This window comes from Micromonospora sp. NPDC048835 (assembly GCF_040649995.1).
Lineage (GTDB): Bacteria > Actinomycetota > Actinomycetes > Mycobacteriales > Micromonosporaceae > Micromonospora.
In genome coordinates this window covers 106258-128217 of record NZ_JBEZGM010000018.1, presented here as the reverse complement: position 1 = coordinate 128217, position 21960 = coordinate 106258, and the positions used below count along the sequence as shown (strand labels likewise).

The window sequence follows — 21960 nt, the reverse complement described above, 5'->3', positions numbered from 1 at the left end:
AATCCGCCCCGGCGTCGGGTCGTCCGCCGGGCGACCGCGGGGGGCGCCTGTGATCCGGTTGACCGTCAGCGCGACGGACGTGGTTCTGGCCGTGCGCGACGACAGGTGGCGGCACCCGGTCGGCCCGGCCGACCAACGCACCGCCGACCTGCTCTGGCGACTGCGCGGCGGCCCCTCGGTGGAGCTGTCGTACGAGGTCGGCGTCGCGCTCGGCCGCCGCTTCCTGCACACCCCCGGCCCGGCCCTGCGGGTCGAGCTGGCCCGGCCCGGCCGCCACCGGCTCGGCATCGAGGTGACCGACCCGGCCCTGGCCGACCTGCCCTGGGAGACCCTGGTGCTGCCCGGCGAGGAGCTGCCGCTGGCGCTGCACCCGGACGTCGACGTCTGCCGGGTCGGCCCCGACCGGCCGGTACCCGCGGTCCGGGTGGACGGTCCGCTGCGGATGCTCGCGGCGATCGCGAGCCCGGAGGACTCCACCCAGCAGCTACTGGACCACGAACGGGAACTCGGTCGGATCCTCGGCGCTGTCGAACCCGGGCACCGGCACGGCGTGCGGGTGCGCGTCCTGGAGTGGGGCAGCGCCGACGCGATCCGGGCCGCCCTCACCGAGGAGCCGTTCCACGTCCTGCACGTCTCCAGTCACGCGCGCCCGGGCGCGCTGCTGTTGGAGACCCCCAGCGGCGCGGAGGACCGCGTGGACGCCGCGCGGTTCCTGGCCGAGGTGCTGCCGCCGGGCCGCACGGTGCCGTTGATCGTGCTCGCCGGCTGCTCCACGGCCCGGCCGGACCACCGGGAGCTGCCCGGGTTGGCCGGCGCGCTGCTGGCCCACGGTGCCCCGGCGGTGCTGGCGATGAACGGGACGGTCAGCGACGGCTACACCATCGAGTTCTGCGCCCGGCTCTACGAGCGGTTGGCCGCCCGGAGCGAGCCGGAGCTGCTGGCAGAGGTCTCGGCCGTACGCCGTGAGCTGGCCCCGACCGCCGCCGAGTGGTGGATGCCGACGCTGTTCCTGGCCGACCCCGGGCTCCGGCTGGCCGGCGGACGGGGCGGGACGGCCGAAGCCGCGCCTGCCGGCCAGTCGGTCGTCGCCGACGGCGTGGTGCGCGCACCCACGGACTTCGTCGGCCGACGGGAGATCCTGCGTCGGCTGTCGCGGGGGAAGCTGCGGGTGCTCGTGCACGGCATCGGTGGGATCGGCAAGACGAGTCTCGCCGCGGAGTTCGCGCAGCGCTTCCGCGACCGGGGCGGCATCGTCGTGGCGACCCACGGCGACGCCACCGTCGACGCAGTCCTCGACGAGCTGCGCCGCCAGGTGCGGAGGCGATGCGACGGCTCCGCCCCGGACGACCCGCTGCGGCGCTGCCTCGCCGCCCTCGCCGAGCCGGGCCACGACTGGCGGCGACGGCTGGCGGCGCTCGACACCGGCGGCACGCCGTTGCTGCTCGTCCTCGACAACGCCGAGGACGCCCTGGACGCCGAGCACCGGCTGGCCGACGCGGACCTGGCCGCGTTCCTCGCCGCCTGGGCGTCCCGCCACGAGCTGGTCGTGACCAGCCGGCACCCGTTCCCGGTCGCCGGTCTCGAGACCTGCCACCTCGGTCCGCTCTCCTGGCAGGAGACCCGCAAGTTGCTCTGGCGGCTGCCGGGCGTCGGCCAGTTGGCCCCGGCGGAACAGCAACGGATGTGGCACCGGCTGGGCGGCCACCCCCGCGCGTTGGAGTACCTCGACGGTCTGCTGCGCGAGGGCAGCGCCCGATCCGACGAGGTGGCCAGCCGGCTGACGGCGGCCGGCGGTGGCCGGGACGGCGCAACGGCAGGGGCCGGCACGCCGCTGGCGGAGGCCGGTGCGCTTGTCGCCGAGGACGTGCTGCTGCCCCGGCTCCTCGCCCGCCTGGAGGCCGCCCCGGCGGCCCGCCGGCTGCTGCTCGGCGCTGCGGTGTACCGCACCCCGGCGGACCGGACCGGCCTCGCCTGGCAGCTCGCCGACGCGGCGGACGGTGACACCCCACCACCGGAGCCCGCCGGGTTGGACGAGGCGGTCGAGACACTGTCGCGGCTGGGGCTGCTCGCCCCGGTGACCGGGGGTCACCTGGTGCACCGGTGGACGGCGGCGAGCCTGCTGCGGATCGCCGGCCGCGAAGCGGTGGCCGAGTCGCACCGTCGGGCGGGCCGTTACTGGGGTTGGCGGGCCCGGTCGAGCACCGATCAGCACGACTTCATCCGCCGGGCCGTCGAGGCGCGGTACCACCACCTGGCGGCGGGTGACACCGACGAGGTCGTCACCTACTCCGAGCTGGCCTGCCAGGAGTTGCACGCGGCCGGGCACTGGGCCTGGGAGGAGAAGCTCTGGCGGGAGCTGCTGCCGATGGTGCCGCATCGCTCGGCACGCGCGGCGAGCTTCCTCAAGGGACTGGGGGACGTGCACCTCAGCCGAGGCGAGTACCCGCAGGCGACGGAGCGCTACCAGGCCGCACTCACCATCTACCGGGACCTCGGCGACGACAGCGGGGTCGGCAAGCTCCTGCACCAACTGGGCCTGGTCGCCGACAACCGGGGCGACCGGACGACAGCCGACCGGCTGTACCAGGAGGCGCTGACGATCTTGAGCCGGCTCGACGACCGGGCGGCAGTCGGCAAGACCCTGCACCAGCTCGCCGGCATCGCGCGCGGCAACGGCGACGCGGAGCTGGCCATGTCGCGGTACCTGGAGGAGCTGGAGATCGTCCGTGACCTCGACGACCTGGACGGGATCGCGGCGAGCCACCACCAGATCGGCGTCCTCGCCTTCGAGGCCCGCGACCTGGTGAAGGCGGAGCAGTGCATTCAGGTGGCCATCACCACCTACGGGCGGATGGGCGCCCGGGTCCAGCAGGGCAGTGGGTTGGTGATGCTCGGACGGATCGCCCTGGCCCGTTTCGCGTACGAGGCCGCCGAGTCCCGGGTCCGCGCCGCCCTGAAGATCTTCGAGGAGGTCGGCAGCAACGGCCACGTCGCCGAGTGCACCCTGCTGCTCGGTCATCTCTCCCGTGACCTCGACGACCTCGAGTTCGCCGAGAGCTGCTTCGCCCGCGCCCGGACGATCGTCGCGGCCCTCGGCGAGGCCCCGCTGCTCCGCCGCTGCGACGAACTGCTCGGCGGCGTTCGCACCGTCCTCGGCCGGGCTGCCGAGGCGGTGCCGCACACCCTGGGCGCGATCGACGGGGACGACAGACCCCCGCACCAGCCGGCCCTGGAGTGGCTTGCCGTACAGCGCCTGGAACTGGGCCGGCCGGCCTTCACCGACCTGGTGGCCCGGCACCTCGACCCGCGGCGGGCGGCGCAGCGTGCCGAGTGGGTCGAGGCGTACCTGCGCTTCCGGTTCGACGTTTCCCACCCGACCCCGCTCGGCAGCGCGTACGTCCTGCTCGCCATCGCCGCCGCCCGGTCGGGTGAGTTCGGCACCGCCCGGATGTGCCTGCTGCGGGCGCTGCCGATCTGCGCCGCCGCCGGTTACCGGGCCGGGGTCGCCAAGTGCCATGAGGACCTCGGCATGGTGGCGCTGGAGACCCGCCGGCTGGCCGAGGCCCGGTCCCGCTACGAGCAGGCGTTGGAGGTCTACCGCGTGCTGCGCCACGAGCCCAACCAGGCCATCGTCCTGCACCAGCTCGGGCGGGTGTGTGAAGAGCAGGAGGATTTCGCCGGCGCGGACGGGTTCTACCGCCGATCCATCGCGATCAAGAAACGGCTGGGGAACCAGTCGGGCGTCTCCAACAGCACCTTCCACCTCGGCCGGGTGGCCGCTCTGCGCGGCGACCGGGCCCTGGCCGAGCGGTGTTACCGGACCTGCCTACGGATCGACAGCGAGCAGGGCAACTGGGAGGCGGTGGCGTTGGACCAGGTGGCGATCGGGCAGCTACGCGTCGAGCAGGGCCATCCGGCGGAGGGCGTCCCGCTGATCGTCGAGGCCCTGGCCATCGACCGGCGGATCGGGTCGGCGAACGCGGCGCTCGACCTCAACGCGCTGCGCGACCTGCGGGCAGGGCTCGGCGACGAGGCGTTCAGGGCCATCCTCACCGACGCCTTCGGCCCGGCCCGCGCCGACGAGGTGCTCGACCTGATCGCGGTGCTACCGACCGTGGCGCAGCCGACAAGTGGGCTCGGCTGATGGCGGACCGCCGGTGGCACCCGGCCGGTGGGCCGATGTCGGCGTCGGCCGCACAGACCGTGATCTTCGACTTCGACGGTGTCGTGGTGCGCGGGGACTCGTTCGGGCTGTTCCTGCGTCGCACCGCGTTCGTGGGTGCACGGCTCCCGCTCGCCGTGGCGCCGCTTCTTCTCCTGGCGCCCATGGTCACCGTTCCCGCCCTCCGGCCGTGGGTGGCGCGGTGGGTGAGCCGGATCGGCCTGTGGGGTCGCGACGCGGACCAGTTGCGAACGGAGTTGGAGCGCTTCGGTGCGGGCCTCGCCGTGGAGCCAGGGCGGGTCATCGGGCCCGGCCTGCGAATGATCCTCGACCACCTGGCCGCCGGCGACCGGGTCATCGTGGTGACCGCGTGCGAGCACACCCTGGCGCGCGCGGTGCTCGACGCGCTCGGCCTCGCCGGGGTGGAGCTGGTGGCCTCGCACATTCGCGGGCCCAGGTTGATCGTGCACAACCATGGCGCGACCAAGATGGCGCAGCTCGCCGCCGAGGGGGTGGCGCCACCCTGGCGGGTGGCCTACAGCGACTCGCTGTCGGATCTGCCGGTCCTCCGGGCCGCCGAGCGGCCGGTGCTGGTCAACGCGAACGGGCGTCAGGTCTCCCGGGCGCGGCGGTCACTTGGCGCTCGGCTGACCACCGTCACCTGGCTGGGTGGCCCGAGCCCGGAGGAACAGTCGGGCCCGGTGAGCCGACCACCTCGGTGACGTCCGGCGCCACTGCCGCTGGGCCGCTGGCAGACGACGATCTTCTGCCGGAGCGGCCCAGCGACCCCCCACCAACAGGCGGCGGCCGGGCGGAGGCGGTCTGCCGCCACCGCTCCACACGCCAGCCAACGCCGCGGGAGGAACCCCCCGTTCTGCTCCCTGCGGAGCTGACTCCTACCGCCGATGGCTCCCCCGGTTCGGCCGGCCGGACCGCGCACTCGTCCGGCGCGCAACGGGTGTTGAGACCGATCGAGTTCCTACTCAACGCCCGTTGCTCCAAACAGGAGCGAGCATACGCTCACGTTCCGTGCACGTGTCAACATCTGTTTTGCCGTCCCGGGCATCTGCGACACTGTCGTTTAGGCGGCTGAAGGGTGAGGAATGACTGTTGACGATCGGCACGCAGAGCAGGAGCTGCCGCCCCTCGACACGCTGGCCGCCAGGCTGGAGTACCTCTTCGACAAGATCCGCCCGACGCCCGACGAACTGAGCGACTCCGACGAGTCAGGGCGTAGGTACACGAACAAAGAGATCGCCGACAAGATCAACGACGCGTCGGCCGAGACAGGGGTGACGATCAGCGCCGCCTACATCGGAGAGCTGCGCCGCGGCGTGGCACGCGATCCCCGCACCTCACACGTCCGCGCCCTGGCCACCGCCTTCGGGGTCAACTCGGGCTACTTCGTCGACGACGCGGCGGCCCGACGGATCGAGGGTCAGCTCACCCTCCTCGACGAGCTGCGCCGGATGGATGTCAAGCAGGTGGCGTTGCGCCAGGTCCTGGCCGACAACGGGCTCTCCGCGACGGACACCCGGCTCGTCGAGCAGATGGTGGCCCGACTGCGAGCCGTCGCGGCGGGCAGCGGCACGACCGGTTCCGCGCCGACCGACCGCGACTAGACCGTGCAGATCCTGCGGTGGGAGCACACCGACGAGCGGGAGAACGTTGACGTGAAGTTGCACCGACTACGCAGGCGCTGCGAGCAGCTCGTCGCCGAGCTCGAGGTGCCCGAGCCGTTCGACATCCAGAAGCTGTGCGACGCGCTCGCCGAACGGCGTGGCCGGCCGATCCACCTGGTGCCGATCAAGCTACCGGCACAGACCGTGTGCGGGATGTGCGTGCCGACCGGTGACTTCGACGCCATCTTCTTCGAGCAGGACACCTCGCCACTGCACCAGTTGTTGATCATCGGGCACGAGCTGGGTCACCTGCTCGCCGGCCACCAGGCGACCGAAGTGCTCGACGCGGACGCCTCCCGGCTGTTGCTACCGGACCTCGACCCGCAGCTCGTCCAGCGCAGTCTCGGCCGCAGCACCTACGCCGCGACCGAGGAACGCGAAGCCGAGATGATCGGCTCACTGCTCCTTCGACGGGTCCGCGGCAGCCACAGCGACGTGGACGACGCGCCGTTGAACGGCGCGGACACCGAGCTGTACGGCCGGTTGCGGCACTCGCTCGAACACCCCCACTGGTAACGCCGAAATGGACACCGTCCTCTACACCGTCTGTGCCGTGGCCGGCTGGATCGCTCTGGGCTACATGGTGCGACTCCAGCGCCGGCACCCGAGCCACGCCCGACGGGCGATCTGCGGCGGTCTCGGGGCGTTCGCCGCCGGAATCACCGTCGCCATCCCGCCCATCGCGACCGCGATCGACCAGACGTCGGGGCTCCCCAACCTGGCCAAGGTGATGGCCCACGCCGGCGCGCTGACCATCTCGGCGAACGCCGAGATCATGCTCCTGCACTTCGCGCTCCCCCCGGCGACGGCCGCCGCCCGCGCCCGCCGATGGATCTGGGTCACCGCGTGCGCGTTCCTCGTCATGGTCGGCCTGTTCGCCCACACCCTCACCTACGACGCCCCGGTGCGCCTGACCGTCGAGTACGCGACAGACCCCGTCGTGACCGCCTACCTGCTGATCTTCCTGCTGCTCGGCTTCTTCGCCTACTGCTTCGACATCACCCGGCTGTGCTGGAGCTTCGCGAAGATCTGCGGGCGGCCCTGGCTGCGCCGGGGGCTGCGCATCACCGCGGTCGGTGCCGCCTTCGCGCTGCTCTACAGCACCAACAAGATCGGCTATCTGGTCGCCTACTGGGCCGGCTACCAACCGGCCGGCGAACGCCAGATCGCCGCGGTCCTGGTGACCATCGGCGCTCTGCTCATCACGATCGGCCTCACCATGCCGGCGTGGGGGCCCACTCTCAGGATCACCCGGCGGTGGGAGGACCACCACTCCTGGCGCCGGCTCGAACCACTCTGGCGCGACCTCATCGCGGCCCTACCCGACCTCGAACTCGACCCCACCCTGCGTCGACGCTGGGCAGCCGCGCGGGACACCGACTACGCACTGACCCGCCGGGTGGCGGAGATCCGCGACGGCCGCCTGGCCCTGCGCCCGTACCTGGACAGCGGTGTGACGGCGGTGGCCGCGCACCTCGCCGAGCGGGCCGGGCTGACCGCCGAGGAGCGGCAGGCGACGATCGAGGCCGCCCACCTGGCCTGCGCGCTGCGCCGCCATCGCGCCGGTCTGGTGGCCGCGGTCCCGCAGCCCGCCGACGAGCTGCACCGCCCGGACGGCGGCTACGCCGGTGAGGTCGCCTGGCTGACGCTTGTCACCGAGTTCTACGCCTCCTCGCCGGTGGTGGCGCAGACTGTCGCCGCGACCCGAGACCGCACCGCCCCGGGCACCCCGCATCCCACGGTTGGAGACGCCCGCCGATGAGAGACCGCTACGCCAACCTCAGCCGCATCCGCGCCCTCGACCCGGAGCGCGACTACCTCGACATCTACCAGACCATGCTGCGCTACGAGTTTCCGTGGGACCTGAAGCTCGGCCTCAACCTCGCCTTCAACCGCTCCTTCTCCATCCCCGCCATCGCCGCCGTGCACACCGCCACCGGCGAGCTGACCGAACGCACCCAGAAGCGGCTCGACGACACCGGCCTGCTGATGTACGAGATGGTGCTCAACGGTTTCGAACAGCCTCGGGGCCGCGACGCGTTACGGCGCGTGAACCAGATCCACCGCCCGTACGACATCGACAACGACGACTTCCGCTACGTCCTCGGCTGCCTGGTCGTGATCCCCACCCGGTGGTTGCAGGAGTACGGCTGGCGCCGACCCTGCTGCCACGAGCGGCACGCCACGTACCTGTTCTACCGGGAACTCGGTCGGCGGATGGGCATCACCGACATCCCCGGGTCGTACGCCGAGTTCGAGACCTGGTTCGACGCGCACGACGCGGCTCACCTGCGGCCCAACGACGACGCGGCGGCCATCGAACGCGCCACCCGGATGCTGATGCTCACCCGGATCCCCCGGGTGGTCGCGCCGCTGGGAAACGCACTTGTCAGCGCCCTGTACGACGCGCCGCTGCGGCGCGCGACGCGTGTCGACACGCCGGCCTGGCCGGTCCGGGCGGGGCTGCACCTGGCCTTGAAGACGCGCTCGCGGTTGCAGCGGTGGTTCGGCGCACCACCGGCGACGGCGTTGTTCGCCGACGGGATCACGACCAGGAGCTACCCCGACGGGTACCAGATCAGCCGCCTCGGCCCGGACCACGAGTAGCAGCCGGCCTGCTGGCGCAGGGCCGGTCTGGCCCTCCCGGCCAACTGAGGTCGGTCCGCCGTCATCAACCGGGGACGACGGCGGACCGACCGTCAACGGACGTCGGTGGTGGTCCAGCGCGGGGAGACGGTGGTGACCGGGACGGTGTCACCGACCAGCTCGGTCGCCGCCTGGGTGTCCCGCCGCACGCTGGTGCCGACCCAGAGTTCGACCGCACCGGGCTCCACCACGCGGGTGAACGTGCGGTCGGAGAAGGCCAGACGGCTGGTGGGCACCGTCAGCTCGACAGTCACCGACCCGCCCGGCTCCAGGTGCACCCGCCGGTAGCCGAGCAACTGCGCCACCGGCCGGGTCACCGAGGCCACCAGGTCGCGACCGTAGAGCTGGACCACGTCGTCGCCGGCGACCGTGCCGGTGTTGGTCACCCGCACGGTCACCGCCACCGCCCCGTCGGTGGCGACAGTGGCCGGCACGACGAGATCGCTGTACGCGAACGTCGTGTAGGACAGGCCGTGGCCGAACGGCGCCACCGGCGTCGTTGACAGGTTCGTCACCTCGTTGCCCTCGCCCAGGGTGGGGTGCAGGTAGGAGTACGGCTGCGCGCCGGCCGACCCGGGCAGGGTGACCGGCAGCCGACCCGACGGGTTGACCCGACCGGAGAGCACCCCGGCGATCGCCCCGGCGCCCTCCTCCCCGGGGAAGAACGCCTGCACCACTGCCGCACAGCGCGCAACCGCCCAGCCGATCCCGTACGGCCGACCGGTCAGCAGCACGAGGACGACGGGTGTGCCGGTCTCCAGCACCGCCTCGACCAGCTCGCGTTGGACACCGGGCAGCTCCAGGTCGTCCCGGTCGCAGCCTTCACCGACCGTGCCGCGCCCGAACAGACCGGCGTGGTCGCCGACGACCAGGACGGCGACGTCCGCGTCGGAGGCCGTGGTGACAGCCTCGGCGAAACCGGATCGGTCGTCGGTGTCCACGTCGCAGCCACGCGCCCAGGTGACGAGGTCGGCGCCGAACTCGGCCCGTGCGGCGTCGAGCACGGTCGGCGCCTCGATGCCGGTCTCCACACCGGGGTGTTGGACGAGGACGTGGTTGAGGAACGAGTAGCACCCGAAGAGCGCGCCCTGCCGGTCGGCGTTCGGGCCGATGAGGGCCACCCGTCGCCCTGCCGGCAGCGGCAGCGCGTCCTGGTTGGCGACCAGCACGATCGACTCCTCGGCGAGCCGACGGGCGATCGACCGGTGCTCGGGTGAGTCGAGGTCGATCGCCTGGGGCGGCTCGTCGTTGAACGTCGCGTCGAGCAGGCCCAGGTCCTGCTTCTGGCGCAGCACCCGGAGCACCGCGCGGTCGACGAGCGCCTCGTCGAGCGTGCCCGCCCGCACCGACTCCCGCAGGGTCAGGTAGGCGTCGCCGGTCGGCAGCTCGACGTCGACACCTGCAGTCAACGCCTGCCGGGCCGCGTCCGCGTGATCTCCCGCCACGTGGTGCAGCAGGTTCAGGAACGCCACCCCGTAGTAGTCGGCCACCACCGTGCCGTCGAAACCCCACTGGTCGCGCAGGATGCCGGTCAGCATCGTCGGGTCGGCGGCGACGGGGACCCCGTCGATCTCGGTGTACGAGTGCATGACGCTGCGGGCGTCGCCGTCGAGGATCGCCATCTCGAACGGGAGGAGCAGCACGTCGGCCAGTTCCCGGCGGCCGACGTGCACCGGGGCGAAGTTGCGCCCGGCCCGCGAGGCGGAGTAGCCGGCGAAGTGCTTGAGGGTGGCGTGCACCCCCTGCGACTGCAGGCCGCGCACGTAGGACGTGCCGATGGTGCCGACCAGGTACGGGTCTTCGGCGATGCACTCGTCCACCCGACCCCAGCGGGGGTCACGGATCACGTCGAGCACCGGCGAGAGCCCCTGGTGGATGCCGAGGGCCCGCATCGAGGCGCCGATCGCCTCGGCCATCTCGGTGACCAGTTCCGGGTCGAACGCCGCACCCCAGGCCAGCGGGGTGGGGAACGTGGCCGCCCTCCACGCGGACAGCCCGGTGAGGCACTCCTCGTGGACGATCGCCGGGATGCCGAGCCGGGTCCCGGTGACCAGGTCCCGTTGGAACTTCCACAACCAGGACGCGCGTTCCGCCGCGTCCACGGGGCGGGTGCCGTAGGCGCGGGTGAGGTGACCGAGCCCGTGCCGGGAGAAGTCGTCGAGCCTGACGGCGTCGCCGAACTCTCCCTGCAAGGGCGCGACCGCCTCGCCGTCCTCCTTCTCCCAGAAGCCGACGAGCTGGGCGATCTTCTCATCGATCGTCATCCGGCCGAGAAGATCGCGTAGCCGGGTTTCGCCGTCGTGCCCGTCCGGTCGGCCGCGCCCCGGACCTGCCTGAGCCGGTGTCAGCCCGTCCACCACCGCGTGGACCTCTGTCATGCTGTGCCTTTCTCTGGTTGTGCTCGTGCCGCTGCCGCTCAGCCCTTGACCGCGCCCTGCAGGCCGCCGACGATCTGCTTCTCCGCGAGCGTGAAGAAGAGCAGTGCCGGCAGCATCGCCAGCGAGGTGAAGGCGAGTACGCCTGCCGTGTCGGTGGTGTACTGGCTGGAGAAGTTCTGCACGCCCAGCGGCAGGGTGTGCAGGCTGACGTCGCTGAGGACGAGCAGCGGCAGCAGGAACGAGTTCCAGCTCGCCACGAACGCCAGGACGCCGACGGTGACGAGCGCGGGCCGCGACAGCGGCATCGCGACGCGCCAGAGGAAGCCGAGTCGGCTCGCGCCATCGATGGCGGCGGCGTCCTCCAACTCTCTCGGGATGGCGGACAGGAACGGACGCAGGATCACGATCGTCAGTGGTAGTGAGAAGGCGACCTGCGGGAGGATCACCGCGTAGTAGGAGTTGATCAGGTTGAGGTCGCGGAGCATGAGGTAGAGCGGCAGGATCGCCGCCCCGGCCGGGAACAGCAGGCCGAGGGTGAAGAAGGTGTAGAGCCCCTCCCGGCCGCGGAAGGTGTAGCGGGCGAGCACGAACGCGGCGGCCATCCCGAGCACTACCACGGCGAGCGTGGTGCCGAGGGCGATGACGGCGCTGTTGAACGCCTGCTGCCAGAAGTTGCTCTGGGTCAGCACCCGGGAGTAGTTGTCCCAGACGAACGGGTCGGGCAGGCCGGCCGGGTCCGCGACGATCTGCGGGGTGGTGCGGAAACCGCCGATGACCACGTAGATGACCGGGGCGATCGAGACGGCCGCGATCGCGAGGGCGAGCGCGTAGGTGAGCGGGGTGCCCCAGGTGACGGGACGGCGCCCGGGGGACGGCGGGACTACGGAGTTCACGGCCATCGTCACTTCGCCCTTCCGGTGATGGCGCCCTGGATGTCGCGGCGGAGCAGGAACCGCTGGAACAGCAGCGCCGCCACGAAGGAGATGACGAACAGGATCACCGCCACGGCGTTGCCGTAGCCCCACAGCCGGGCGAAGAACCCGTTGTCCACCATGTAGGTCGCCATCGTGGCCGACGCGCCGAGGGACCGCACCGCGGGCACCGAGGTCACCCAGATCATGTCGAAGATCTGTAGTGAGCCGATCATGGACAGGAACATCCAGATGCGGATCGTCGGGCCGAGCAGCGGGATCGTGACGTGCCGCTGGATCTGCCACCAGCTCGCGCCGTCGATCGACGCCGCCTCGGTCAGCTCGTCGGGCACATTGGACAGCCCGGCGAGGAGCAGGATGATCGCGAAGCCGACGTACTTCCAGGTGAGGACGGCCAGCAGGGTCCAGATGACCACATCCAGGTCGGCGAGCCAGGCCTGCACCAGGCCGCCCATTCCCAGTGCCCGCAGCAGCGCGTCGACGGTGCCGTCGCCGGTTAGGAGCAGCTTCCACATGATGCCGACGGTGACCTCGGCGAGCACGTAGGGCACGAACACCAGCAGGCGGAACACCGCCCGCCCGCGGAATCGGCGGTTGAGTAGCAGGGCGACGCCCAGGGCGATCGGGCCCTGGATCAGCAGTGACCCGAAGACGATGATGGCGTTGTTGCGCAACGCGTCGAGGAAGATCGGGTCCTGGAAGGCGAGGGTGTAGTTGCGCAGGCCGACGAACTCGGTGGGGGGCCCGACCCCGCGCCACCGGAACAGGCTGTAGTAGACCGCGAAGCCCATCGGCACCAGCACGAACATCACGTAGATGACGATGGCCGGCGTGGTGAGCCCGATGATCTCGTACCACTTGCGGCGGTTGTCGGCGCGGCGCTGGGACGCGCGCTCGGCCCGGTCGGGGCCCGCCGGCGACGCGGGAGCGCCGCCGGCGGGCATACGGATCTGGTTGGCGGAGGTCACTTGCTTGCGGCCGCCTTCATTGCCGAGACGACCTTCTCAGGCGTCCCGTTGCCGGCGAAGATGGTGACGATCGCGTCGTTCATCGCGGTGCCGATGGTGCTGCCGTAGGCCGTGTCCAGCCAGAGCTGGACGTAGCTCGCCCCGGAGGTGGCCTCCAGGATGGACTTCAGCGCGGGGTCCTTGACGGCGTCCGCCGCACCCTTGGCCACCGGCAGGCCGGTGCCGGTCTCGGCGTAGCCCTTCTGCACCTCGGGGCTCACGATGTACTTGAGGAACTCGACGCACTCGGCCGGGGCGTTCTTGGCGCAGGAGAACCCGTCACCACCGCCGAGGGCCGCCTTCGGGTCACCCGGGGAACCGCTGATCGCCGGCACCGGGAACCAGCCGAGGAACGAGGCGAGCTTCGTCTTGTCCGTGGCGACGGTGTCGAGCGTGCCGCGGTTCCAGTCACCCATCAGCTCCATCGCGGCCTTGCCGTTGGCGAGCATGCCGTTGGCGCTGGTCGGGTCGTTCTGGCCCGGCGTGGCGATGAAGTTGTCCTGGAACGGCTTGGTGTCGATGAACGTCTTCAGGTCCTGGCCGGCCTTCACGAAGCACGGATCGTCGAAGGTCTTGTCCGTGGACGCCTTCTTGAGGGTGTCGACCGAGCAGGCGCGCAGCGCCATGTTGTACCACCAGTGCGCGGCGGGCCACTTGTCACCGGCACCCACGGCGATCGGAATGACGTTCGTCGCCTTGAGCTTGGTGACCGCTGCGTTGAGCTCCTCGAAGTTGGTCGGCGGAGCCGCGATGCCCGCCTTGGCGAACATGTCCTTGTTGTACCAGATGCCCTCGATGCCCATCCGGAACGGCAGGCCGTACTGCTTGCCCTTGACCTGCCAGATCTCGGCGGCACTGCCGATGTCGCCGACCTCGGTCTTGACCTGGTCGGTGATCTCCTTGAGGTAGTCGGCCTCCACCTGCTCGGCCATCTCGCCGCCACCCCAGGCCTGGAAGATGTCCGGCGGGTCGTTGCTCAGCAGCGCGGCGGGGAGCCGGGTGCGCTGGAGCTGATTCGTCTCGATCGCCTCGATCTCGATCTTGACGGTGGGGTGGAGTGCGGAGAAGTCCTTGGCGACCTTCTCCCAGTAGGTCTTGCCGGGCCCGTCCTGTGACGCGTTGTGCCACCAGCTCAGGGTCACCGGGTTCTTGTACAGCTCGCCCTCGGGGGCCGCCTCTTCGCCGCCGCCGCTACATCCGGCGGCAACGAGAACACTTGTCGTCAACAGTGCCAGGACGGCACTCATACGCCGCTTAGTTGCCATCGATTCTCCTCGACTAGTCAGTCGCGGTACTCGGCCTGCGGCGAAGTTTTACAGTCACGTAACTTGATGTCAATCGGTATCGATAACGTTTTCGAGTCGCCCCCGACGCCCCCCTCCCGGGGCCCTATCATCATCGACGTGGTGTTTCAGCAGCGCGTCAAGATGTCGGATGTGGCACGTACTGCCGGCGTCTCCGTCGCGACCGTGTCGAAGGTTGTCAATGGCCGCTACGGCGTGGCCCAGGCCACGGTGGAGCGCGTCCAGCAGGTCATCCACGAGCTCGGCTACGAGGCCAGCCTCGGCGCGCAGAGCCTGCGCAGCCACCGCACCAACGTGCTCGGCATCCTGGTGGCCGAGTTCGAGCCGTTCTCGACCGAACTGCTCAAGGGGGCGTCCCAGGAGGTCGCCGGCAGCGGATACCAACTGCTCGCCTACTCCAGCGGGGACGGCGAGGGTGCCGCCGTCGGGTGGGAGCGACGCTCGCTGGCCCGCCTCTCCGGCACCCTCATCGACGGCGCGGTGATCGTCACGCCCACCGTGGTCGAGACCGAACACAGCTTCCACGTCGTGGCCGTCGACCCGCACACCGGGCCGTCCGACCTGCCCACCGTCGACTCGGACAACTTCGCCGGCGGCGTCCTCGCCACCAACTACCTGCTGTCCCTCGGCCACCGCCGCATCGGGCACATCAGCGGGCGCACCGACCTGATGTCGGCGCAGCTACGCGAGGCCGGCTTCCGCAGTGCGATGGCCGACGCCGGCGTACCGGTGGACGAGCGCCTCGTCCGCGTCGGTGGGTTCCGGGTCGAGAGCGCCGCCGGCACCGCCGCGGAACTGCTCTCCCTCACCGACCGGCCGAGCGCGATCTTCGCGGGTAACGACCTCTCCGCGATCTCCACGATGACCGTGGCCCGGGACATGGGCCTGTCGGTGCCCGACGACCTGTCGGTGATCGGCTTCGACAACGTCCCGGAGTCGGCACTGGTCAACCCGCCGTTGACGACCATCATGCAGCCCCTGCAACGGATGGGCGCCGAGGCGCTGCGCCTGCTCGTCGACCTGATCGCCGGTGTCGAGCGGGACACCCACATCAGGCTCCCGACCGAGCTGGTCATCCGCTCCTCCTGCCGACCGCTGCACTGACAGCCCGGCCGGGCCGAGCGGGCCCCAGGCCCACCTCCGGGGTACGTGCGGCGGGCACCGCGACCACGCGGGGACACGCGACAGGGTGGCGAAACGTGAATCTCACCTAAGTACGCAATTCTCCCCCTAGGTTCGATGCGCAGGACGTAGCCGAACCGGGGAGAGACGTGGACAGCTATCCCGCGATCGAAGACCACGGACTCATCGGCGACCTGCAGACCGCCGCGCTGGTCACCTGCGACGGAACCGTCGACTGGTTCTGCGCGCCGCGGTTCGACTCGCCGAGCATCTTCGCCGCGCTGCTGGACAAGGACAAGGGCGGCTACTTCCAGATCGCGCCGCACGACGTCCGGTACGTGACCAAACAGCTCTACCTCCCGGGCACCCCCATCCTGATCACCCGGTTCATCAGCGCCGACGGGGTGGCCGAGGTGATGGACTTCATGCCGGTCACCGGCGAGCGGGCCACCGACACGCACCGGCTGGTCCGCACCGTCACCATGGTCCGGGGCAGCATGCGCTTCCGGGTGGAGTGCCGGCCGCGGTTCGACTACGCCCGCGAGGAACACCAGCTCGAACGCCACCACAACGGTTACGTCTTCCGCAGCAGGTCGGCGACGCTGACGTTCAACCCGGTCGACCCCGTCCGGCGGTTGATCTCCGAACAGGGCGACGTCCACATCGAGGGCGGCGACCTGATCGCGTACGGCACCCTCAACGAGGGCGACACCGGCGGGGTGGTCCTGGAGACGGGCGGCACCGAGCCACGCATCATCGGGCCGGAAGAGATCCAGGGCATGTTCGAGTGGACCCGGGACTACTGGCGGCGCTGGCTCGAACGGTCCCGCTACACCGGCCGCTGGCGGGAGATGGTCGAGCGCTCCGCCATCACGCTCAAACTCATGACGTACGCCCCGACCGGCGCGATGATCGCCGCCCCGACCACCGCGCTGCCGGAACTGGTCGGCGGGACCCGCAACTGGGACTACCGCTACACCTGGGTGCGCGACACGTCGTTCTCCGTGCACGCACTGCTCGGCCTCGGCTTCACCGAAGAGGTCAGCCGGTACATGAACTGGCTCGACGAACGGATCCGCGAGGCCGGCGACCACCAGAACCCACTGAAGATCATGTATCGGGTGGACGGCTCCTCCGACCTGCACGAGGAGGTGCTGGAGCACCTGGAGGGCTACCGCGGCTCCCGACCGGTGCGGATCGGCAACGGCGCCGCCGACCAACTCCAACTCGACATCCACGGCGAGGCGCTCTACGCCATGCACCTCGCCGACGAGCAGGGCATCCGCGTCTCGCACCAGGTGTGGAAGAGCACCGTGCGTCTTGTCGACTGGCTCTGCCACAACTGGGACAAGGCCGACGCCGGCATCTGGGAGAGCCGCCACCACCCCCGCAACTACACCTTCGGCCGGGTGATGTCCTGGGTCGCGCTGGACCGGGCCATCCGGCTCGCCAACCGCACCGGCCGCCCCGGGGACATGACCTGCTGGACCGAGCAACGCAACCGCATCTACGACCAGGTCATGACCCGCGGCTACGACCGGGTCCGCGGCACCTTCGTGCAGGCGTACGACGAGAACGTGCTGGACGCCGCGCTGCTGGCCATGCCAGCGGTCGGTTTCGTGACGCCGAGCGACCCCCTGTGGCAGTCGACCCTGCACGCGATCGAACGGGAACTGGTCTCCGACAGCCTGGTACACCGCTACGACCCGGTCCACTCCCCCGACGGCCTCCCCGGCCACGAGGGCACCTTCAACATGTGCACCTTCTGGTACGTCGAGGCGCTGGCCCGCTCCGGCCGGCTCGACGATGCCCGGCTCACCTTCGAGAAGATGTTCACCTTCAGCAACCACCTCGGTCTCTACGCCGAGGAGATCGCGGCGACCGGGGAGCAGATCGGCAACTACCCCCAGGCGTTCAGCCACCTGGCACTGATCAACTCCGCGCTGACGCTCAACGACCTGCTCGACGCCGAGGCCGACGCCCACCGCCGGCAGTAGGGCGTGCCCGCTGCGGCCAGTCGCCTGATCATCGGCACTCTGCTCGCCGGCGCTCTCGGCGCCGACGACAGGTCGCCGCCGGCACTGACCGCGGGAAGTGCTTGACGGGCCCCGCGTCCATGACGCATCGTCGATATGCATCGACCAAAGTAAATGCATAGACGCGGGGAGAACTGATGAGGGCCTTCGTCACCACCGCCTCGGCCGCCGCCCTGCTGCTCCTGGGCACGGGCAGCGCATCCCACGGCCAGCAGGCGGCCGACCCACCCTGCAGCGGGCAGATCCATGCGAACCCGGGGTTCGAGCAGGGCACCACCGACTGGACCGCCGGCCCCCGCATCGTCGTGTTCGGCGACGCGAACCGGCCGGCGCACACCGGCAACGCGTACGCCAGCTTCGCGGGGTTGGACGTGACGCATAGAGACCTGCTGCGCACCACGGTCACGGTGCCCGCCAACTGCGACCTGACGGTCCGCTTCTGGGTACGGACCACCACCACGGAGACCAACCGCAGCGACTACCTGAACGTCGGGCTCGCGGTCACCGGCATACCCCCGAAGACGAGGTTCTCGCTGGCCTTCGACGGTGGGGCGCAGTGGCGGCAGTACAGCATGTCGACCGGGACGGCGACGACCGAGCGCACCGCGACGGCCAGCTTCCTGGCCAGCGAGACCGCCGGCAACGGCACCACGGCCTTCGACGTCGACGACGTGACGTTCACGTTGGGCTGACCCACGCTGGCGCACCTGGAGAGCCCCCGCGGCGCGGGGGCTCTCCACCGTTCTGCGGGAAACTGCGCCAGCGCAGAACAGACGAGGACCCATCTGTCAATCAAGAATCGCGAATAATTGGGGCCACCGGAGACCCGGAACCGCAAGGTATTGCGATTCCCGTCTCTGCCGGCGGATTTCCTGGTCGGTGCGGAAAACCGGCCCTATGCTTGCCGCCGAATGCACGGTGGCTCAGCCGGGCCGCCGAAGAGCACCCACCCGAGGATTTGCGAATGCGGCGGAAGTCTGCCCTGTCCGACGGCGCTGCCGGCGTCGACGACGCGACACCTGACGGCCCGCTGCCGGGCTCTGCCCCGGAGAGCGCGGCACTCCGGTCCGCCGTCGGCGAGGAACAGGCGTTCCTGGACCTGGCCACGGCACGGCGCGACCGGCTGGTCGACCACCTACAGGTCGAGCTCTCGGCAGCGGCGCTCGACGCGCTGGAGCTGGCCCGGCAGCGCATGCTCCGCCAGCAGTACGAGGACCTGCTGCGGGCACGGGACGGGTTGGTCTTCGGCCGCCTCGACGGCCTTGACGGCACCGTGCGGCACGTGGGCCGGATCGGCCTGCGCGACGACGGCGAGGGCGGCGAACCCCTGCTCGTGGACTGGCGCGCCCCCGCGGCGCGGCCCTTCTACACGGCCACCGCCGTCGACCCTCAGGGGCAGGCACGACGCCGGCACATCCGCACCACCGGGTCGACAGTCGTCGGCGTGGACGACGAGCCACTGGACGGGACCGCAGGGGCGGAACTCGTCGGCGAAGGCGCGCTCCTGGCCGCCCTCGACCAGCGACGCACCGGCCGGATGACGACGGCGATCTCCACGCTGCAACGCGAGCAGGACGACATCGTCCGGGCCGAGGCGACCGGCCCGCTGATCGTTCAGGGCGGTCCCGGCACCGGCAAGACCGTGGTCGCTCTGCACCGTGTGGCGTACCTGCTGTTCACCTACCGGAAGATGGCCGAGCAGGCGGTCCTGGTCCTCGGCCCCTCGCCGCGCTTCCTCACCTACATCGCCCAGGTGCTCCCCGCGCTCGGTGAGACCGCCGTCGTCGCGGCGACCTGCGACACCCTGCTGGCCGACGTCCAGGTGGGCCGCGACGAGAGCCGCCGTCTCGCCGAGATCAAGGGCCGCGCCCGTTGGCGGGCCACGCTTGAGGACTACGTCGCCTCGCTGCTCCCCCGGCCCCGCGAGTTGAAGCTGCGCTGGGACGGCGAGTTCTTCGTCATCCCCGCCGCATCGGTGGCGCAGGCGTTCGCCTCGGCGGTGCAGGGACGCCCGTACCACCGCGCCCGCGCGGTCTTCGCCGAGCAGGTGCACCACCTTCTCGCCGATGTCGTCGCCGAACAGCGCGAGGCGTTGATGGACGAGATGGAGGAGGGCTTCGAGGACATCCTGGCCCGGGTCGACAGCAGCATGGCGCAGGACCACGGTTCCGCCCGGACGTCCACCGGCAGCGACGTGGACGGACTGCTCTCCGAGGAGGAGATCGAGGACCTCCGGTGCCGGATCGCCGAGGACGCCAGCATCGCCCGGTTCCTCGAGGCGTGGTGGCCCACCCTCGACGCCGAAACCGCGCTGGGTGCGCTCCTGACCGACCGCACCCTGCTGGCCCGCTTCGCCCCGCACCTGTCCCCGGAGGAGGTCGCCGTCGTCGCGGCCGAGCCCTCCGCGTGGGCGTCGAGCGACATCCCGCTGCTCGACGCCCTCGCCGACCTGCTCGGTGAGGGTGCCGCGCCGCAACCGCAGGGCGAGTTCGTCGCCGACCGTGCTCGCCGCCAGCGCGGCTGGGTGTACGGCCACGTCGTCGTCGACGAGGCACAGGAACTGTCCGAGATGCAGTGGCAGATGGTTCTGCGGCGCTGTCCCAGTCGCTCCATCACCGCCGTCGGCGACATCGACCAGGCGGAGGCGGCGCACCGGCACACCACCTGGGCGCAGGCGGTGCAGGCTGCTTTCGGCGACCGCTGGGCCGCCGCGGAGCTGACCATCTGCTACCGGACCCCGCAGGAGGTCATGGCCCTCACCGCGCCTGTCCTGACGAAGGCCGGCAGCCACAACACGCCACCTCGGGCGGTCCGCTCCTCGGGCATCGCCCCGTGGGAGCTGACGATCTCGTCCGACGAGCTTCCCGGCGCCGCCGTCGAAGCGGTACGGCAGTTGCAGCGACGGTGGCACGACGGCACGGTCGGAGTCATCGCCCCGGCGTCCCGCGTCGTCGAACTCTCCGCCGTGCTGAGTGGTGTGCCGGTGCTCACCGCTACCCAGTCCAAGGGGTTGGAGTGGGACGCCACGCTCCTCGTCGACCCCCACGGCATCGCCGCCGAACCGCGCGGTTGGAACGGTCTCTACGTCGCGCTCACCCGGTGCACCCAGGAACTCGGCCAGCTGCTCCTCACCCGAACACGTCCCTGAACGGCCCGGACACCGGCACATGTGTTCGGAAATAGGCTGACGAAGCGCCCTCCGTACCTGACGATCGACCTGTCCCTGGTCGCGGCGTCCCACTACGGAGGGCGCTCGCCCTCGCGTCACCGTCCGCGGCCGTATGCCTCCAACGGCTGCAGGTTCATGCCTCGACGTCGCCAGCCCCGGACGCCTCCTCCCGCCCGACCGGCGAGGCGGGACCGTCCAACGGTCGCCCCCGATTCCGCAGCCCGTCGAGCAGCGCGACCACGGCCAGCACTCCGGCCACCACGCTCAGCCCGACCATCGGCGCCCAGAGGGCGGACGCCGGCGTGGACAGCAGCAGGGCCGCCAGTCCGATCAGGTGGGAACGGGAGCGCCGGCCGAAGATCTCGTACTCCAGGCGCATCCGGCCGACGAGGAAGAGCATCGGGCCGCCGACCACGAACAGCAGCCAACTCGGTCGCGGCTCCCCGAACGGGTCATCGATCACCAACTCGTACCCGACCGACGTGACGAGCACGCTGAGCACGATCAGCAGGTGCGTGCGTTCCGATGCCGCCCCCAACCGGCCGGGTAGGACCACCCGTTCCAACGCGTCGGTCAACAGCAGACCGGCGCGGTGGAAGTAGATCCGCCAGAGCAGCGCGCTGGTGGCGAACGCGACCGCGAAGGCCGCCGCCCGCAGGTCGGAGTAGTCCCTGCCGCTGAAGACCACGCCGATGACCAGGATCGACTCACCGAGCGCGATGAGGAACATCTGCTGATAACGGTCGGCGAGGTGGGTCCCCGCGATCCGCCAGCGGCCCACCTGCGAGGCTCCGAGCCGGGGCAGCGGCCACCCGAGGGCCCAGGCGAGGTAGTCGACGCCGAGGGCGGCCGCCCACAGCGGTAGGCGTACTCGGTCCGGACCGAACGCGCCGGCCAGCCACAGCGGCGTGCTCGCCAGCGCCCACACGGCGAGCCGGATCGGCACCAGCCGCCGCGGGTGGCCGCGCAGCGCGACGGCGATCACCAGTGGCCGCAGCACCATCACCGTCAGGTACGCGATCGCGAACGGCAACGCTCGCTCCTGCATGGCGCGTGGCAGCGCCACCGCCATGATCAGGCCGGCGAACATGGTGCCGACCACCACGGCCTGGATGATGGGCTGCTCCGGCTCGTAGCGACTGGTGATCCAGGCGGTGTGCGACCAGATCAGCCAGAGCGCCAGGAAGAGCAGCAGGGTGCGCCCGAACCCGGTGGCGAGCGCCCAGCCCGTGTCGTCGCCCAGGTCGGCGAACGACTGCGAGACCCGGGTGAGGGCCACGACGAAGGCCAGGTCGAAGAAGAGCTCCAGGAACGTCGCGCGTCCGGAACTGGTGGGGGGACGCAGCAGCTCGGCACCCCGCCCCGCCGCCATCGCCCTCCTCCGTCCGCCCCGCTGACCAACGACGGGCGGCCGGAGGAGTTGCGTCCCCCCGCCCCTGCCGCACCGTCGGAAAAGGTTGGAGATTGACCTAGCTCAATGTAGGTTGGGAACGCTCCCAGACCGTATCCACCACCCCACTTA

The 21960-nt window shown here is 70.9% G+C and carries 15 protein-coding genes; 10 read left to right on the top strand and 5 right to left on the bottom strand.

The window, feature by feature from the left end; genetic code table 11:
* Positions 1-49 precede the first annotated feature (49 nt).
* From AB0C15_RS21895 to AB0C15_RS21870, 6 genes are all read left to right on the top strand, one after another.
* Complete coding sequence (locus AB0C15_RS21895) at positions 50-4144, top strand: tetratricopeptide repeat protein (RefSeq protein ID WP_357354670.1); 4095 nt, start codon at positions 50-52, stop codon at positions 4142-4144.
* Positions 4144-4884 carry a haloacid dehalogenase-like hydrolase gene (locus AB0C15_RS21890; protein ID WP_357354668.1) on the top strand — a complete coding sequence of 247 codons (741 nt, stop codon included), beginning with the start codon at positions 4144-4146 and terminating at the stop codon, positions 4882-4884. The genes AB0C15_RS21895 and AB0C15_RS21890 overlap by 1 nt, the downstream gene beginning before the upstream one ends.
* 381 nt (positions 4885-5265) lie before the next feature.
* Entirely contained in the window at positions 5266-5784 is a 519-nt protein-coding gene (locus AB0C15_RS21885) for a hypothetical protein (RefSeq protein WP_357354666.1), read from the top strand.
* A 3-nt stretch (positions 5785-5787) separates the two neighbouring features.
* Entirely contained in the window at positions 5788-6360 is a 573-nt protein-coding gene (locus AB0C15_RS21880; protein ID WP_357354664.1) for a hypothetical protein, read from the top strand.
* Positions 6361-6367: 7 nt separating this feature from the next.
* Positions 6368-7606 (top strand): MAB_1171c family putative transporter, encoded by a 1239-nt coding sequence (locus tag AB0C15_RS21875; protein ID WP_357354662.1) that lies wholly within the window; start codon positions 6368-6370, stop codon positions 7604-7606.
* Complete coding sequence (locus AB0C15_RS21870; RefSeq protein ID WP_357354660.1) at positions 7603-8451, top strand: oxygenase MpaB family protein; 849 nt, start codon at positions 7603-7605, stop codon at positions 8449-8451. The genes AB0C15_RS21875 and AB0C15_RS21870 overlap by 4 nt, the downstream gene beginning before the upstream one ends.
* Before the next feature lie 92 nt (positions 8452-8543).
* On the opposite strand, the gene AB0C15_RS21865 is transcribed toward AB0C15_RS21870, so the two are convergent.
* The 4 genes from AB0C15_RS21865 to AB0C15_RS21850 are packed head-to-tail and all read right to left on the bottom strand — an operon-like array spanning position 8544 to position 14072.
* The gene (locus tag AB0C15_RS21865; protein ID WP_357354658.1) at positions 8544-10868 is read right to left on the bottom strand and encodes a glycoside hydrolase family 3 N-terminal domain-containing protein; all 2325 of its coding nucleotides are present in this window, start codon (positions 10866-10868) and stop codon (positions 8544-8546) included.
* Positions 10869-10906: 38 nt separating this feature from the next.
* Positions 10907-11767 (bottom strand): carbohydrate ABC transporter permease, encoded by an 861-nt coding sequence (locus tag AB0C15_RS21860; protein ID WP_357354656.1) that lies wholly within the window; start codon positions 11765-11767, stop codon positions 10907-10909.
* 2 nt (positions 11768-11769) lie between these two features.
* Entirely contained in the window at positions 11770-12768 is a 999-nt protein-coding gene (locus AB0C15_RS21855) for a sugar ABC transporter permease (protein ID WP_357354654.1), read from the bottom strand.
* Positions 12765-14072, bottom strand: coding sequence for an extracellular solute-binding protein (locus AB0C15_RS21850; RefSeq protein ID WP_357354652.1), 1308 nt, complete (start codon positions 14070-14072; stop codon positions 12765-12767). Before AB0C15_RS21850 ends, AB0C15_RS21855 begins: the two co-directional genes overlap by 4 nt.
* Before the next feature lie 138 nt (positions 14073-14210).
* Between AB0C15_RS21850 and AB0C15_RS21845 the strand changes: the two genes are divergently transcribed.
* From AB0C15_RS21845 to AB0C15_RS21830, 4 genes are all read left to right on the top strand, one after another.
* Positions 14211-15215, top strand: coding sequence for a LacI family DNA-binding transcriptional regulator (locus AB0C15_RS21845; RefSeq protein WP_357354650.1), 1005 nt, complete (start codon positions 14211-14213; stop codon positions 15213-15215).
* 167 nt (positions 15216-15382) lie between these two features.
* A complete protein-coding gene (locus tag AB0C15_RS21840) occupies positions 15383-17230 on the top strand; it encodes a glycoside hydrolase family 15 protein (RefSeq protein ID WP_357354648.1) in 1848 nt (615 codons plus the stop codon).
* 176 nt (positions 17231-17406) lie between these two features.
* Entirely contained in the window at positions 17407-17961 is a 555-nt protein-coding gene (locus AB0C15_RS21835) for a hypothetical protein (RefSeq protein WP_357354647.1), read from the top strand.
* A gap of 272 nt (positions 17962-18233) precedes the next feature.
* Entirely contained in the window at positions 18234-20417 is a 2184-nt protein-coding gene (locus AB0C15_RS21830; RefSeq protein ID WP_357354645.1) for a UvrD-helicase domain-containing protein, read from the top strand.
* Positions 20418-20571: 154 nt separating this feature from the next.
* Here AB0C15_RS21830 and AB0C15_RS21825 read toward each other — a convergent pair whose 3' ends face one another.
* Positions 20572-21810: a low temperature requirement protein A gene (locus AB0C15_RS21825; RefSeq protein WP_357354643.1), complete on the bottom strand. Its 1239-nt coding sequence runs from the start codon at positions 21808-21810 to the stop codon at positions 20572-20574.
* Between the last annotated feature and the right edge of the window lie 150 nt (positions 21811-21960).

Excerpts from the sequence above, each read along its gene's own strand:
- AB0C15_RS21890 (WP_357354668.1), top strand. The coding sequence starts at position 4,144 with ATGGCGGACCGCCGGTGGCACCCGGCCGGTGGGCCGATGTCGGCGTCG.
- AB0C15_RS21885 (WP_357354666.1), top strand. The coding sequence starts at position 5,266 with ATGACTGTTGACGATCGGCACGCAGAGCAGGAGCTGCCGCCCCTCGAC.
- AB0C15_RS21875 (WP_357354662.1), top strand. The coding sequence starts at position 6,368 with ATGGACACCGTCCTCTACACCGTCTGTGCCGTGGCCGGCTGGATCGCT.
- AB0C15_RS21870 (WP_357354660.1), top strand. The coding sequence starts at position 7,603 with ATGAGAGACCGCTACGCCAACCTCAGCCGCATCCGCGCCCTCGACCCG.
- AB0C15_RS21865 (WP_357354658.1), bottom strand. The coding sequence starts at position 10,868 with ATGACAGAGGTCCACGCGGTGGTGGACGGGCTGACACCGGCTCAGGCA.
- AB0C15_RS21860 (WP_357354656.1), bottom strand. The coding sequence starts at position 11,767 with ATGGCCGTGAACTCCGTAGTCCCGCCGTCCCCCGGGCGCCGTCCCGTC.
- AB0C15_RS21850 (WP_357354652.1), bottom strand. The coding sequence starts at position 14,072 with ATGGCAACTAAGCGGCGTATGAGTGCCGTCCTGGCACTGTTGACGACA.
- AB0C15_RS21835 (WP_357354647.1), top strand. The coding sequence starts at position 17,407 with ATGAGGGCCTTCGTCACCACCGCCTCGGCCGCCGCCCTGCTGCTCCTG.
- AB0C15_RS21830 (WP_357354645.1), top strand. The coding sequence starts at position 18,234 with ATGCGGCGGAAGTCTGCCCTGTCCGACGGCGCTGCCGGCGTCGACGAC.
- AB0C15_RS21825 (WP_357354643.1), bottom strand. The coding sequence starts at position 21,810 with ATGGCGGCGGGGCGGGGTGCCGAGCTGCTGCGTCCCCCCACCAGTTCC.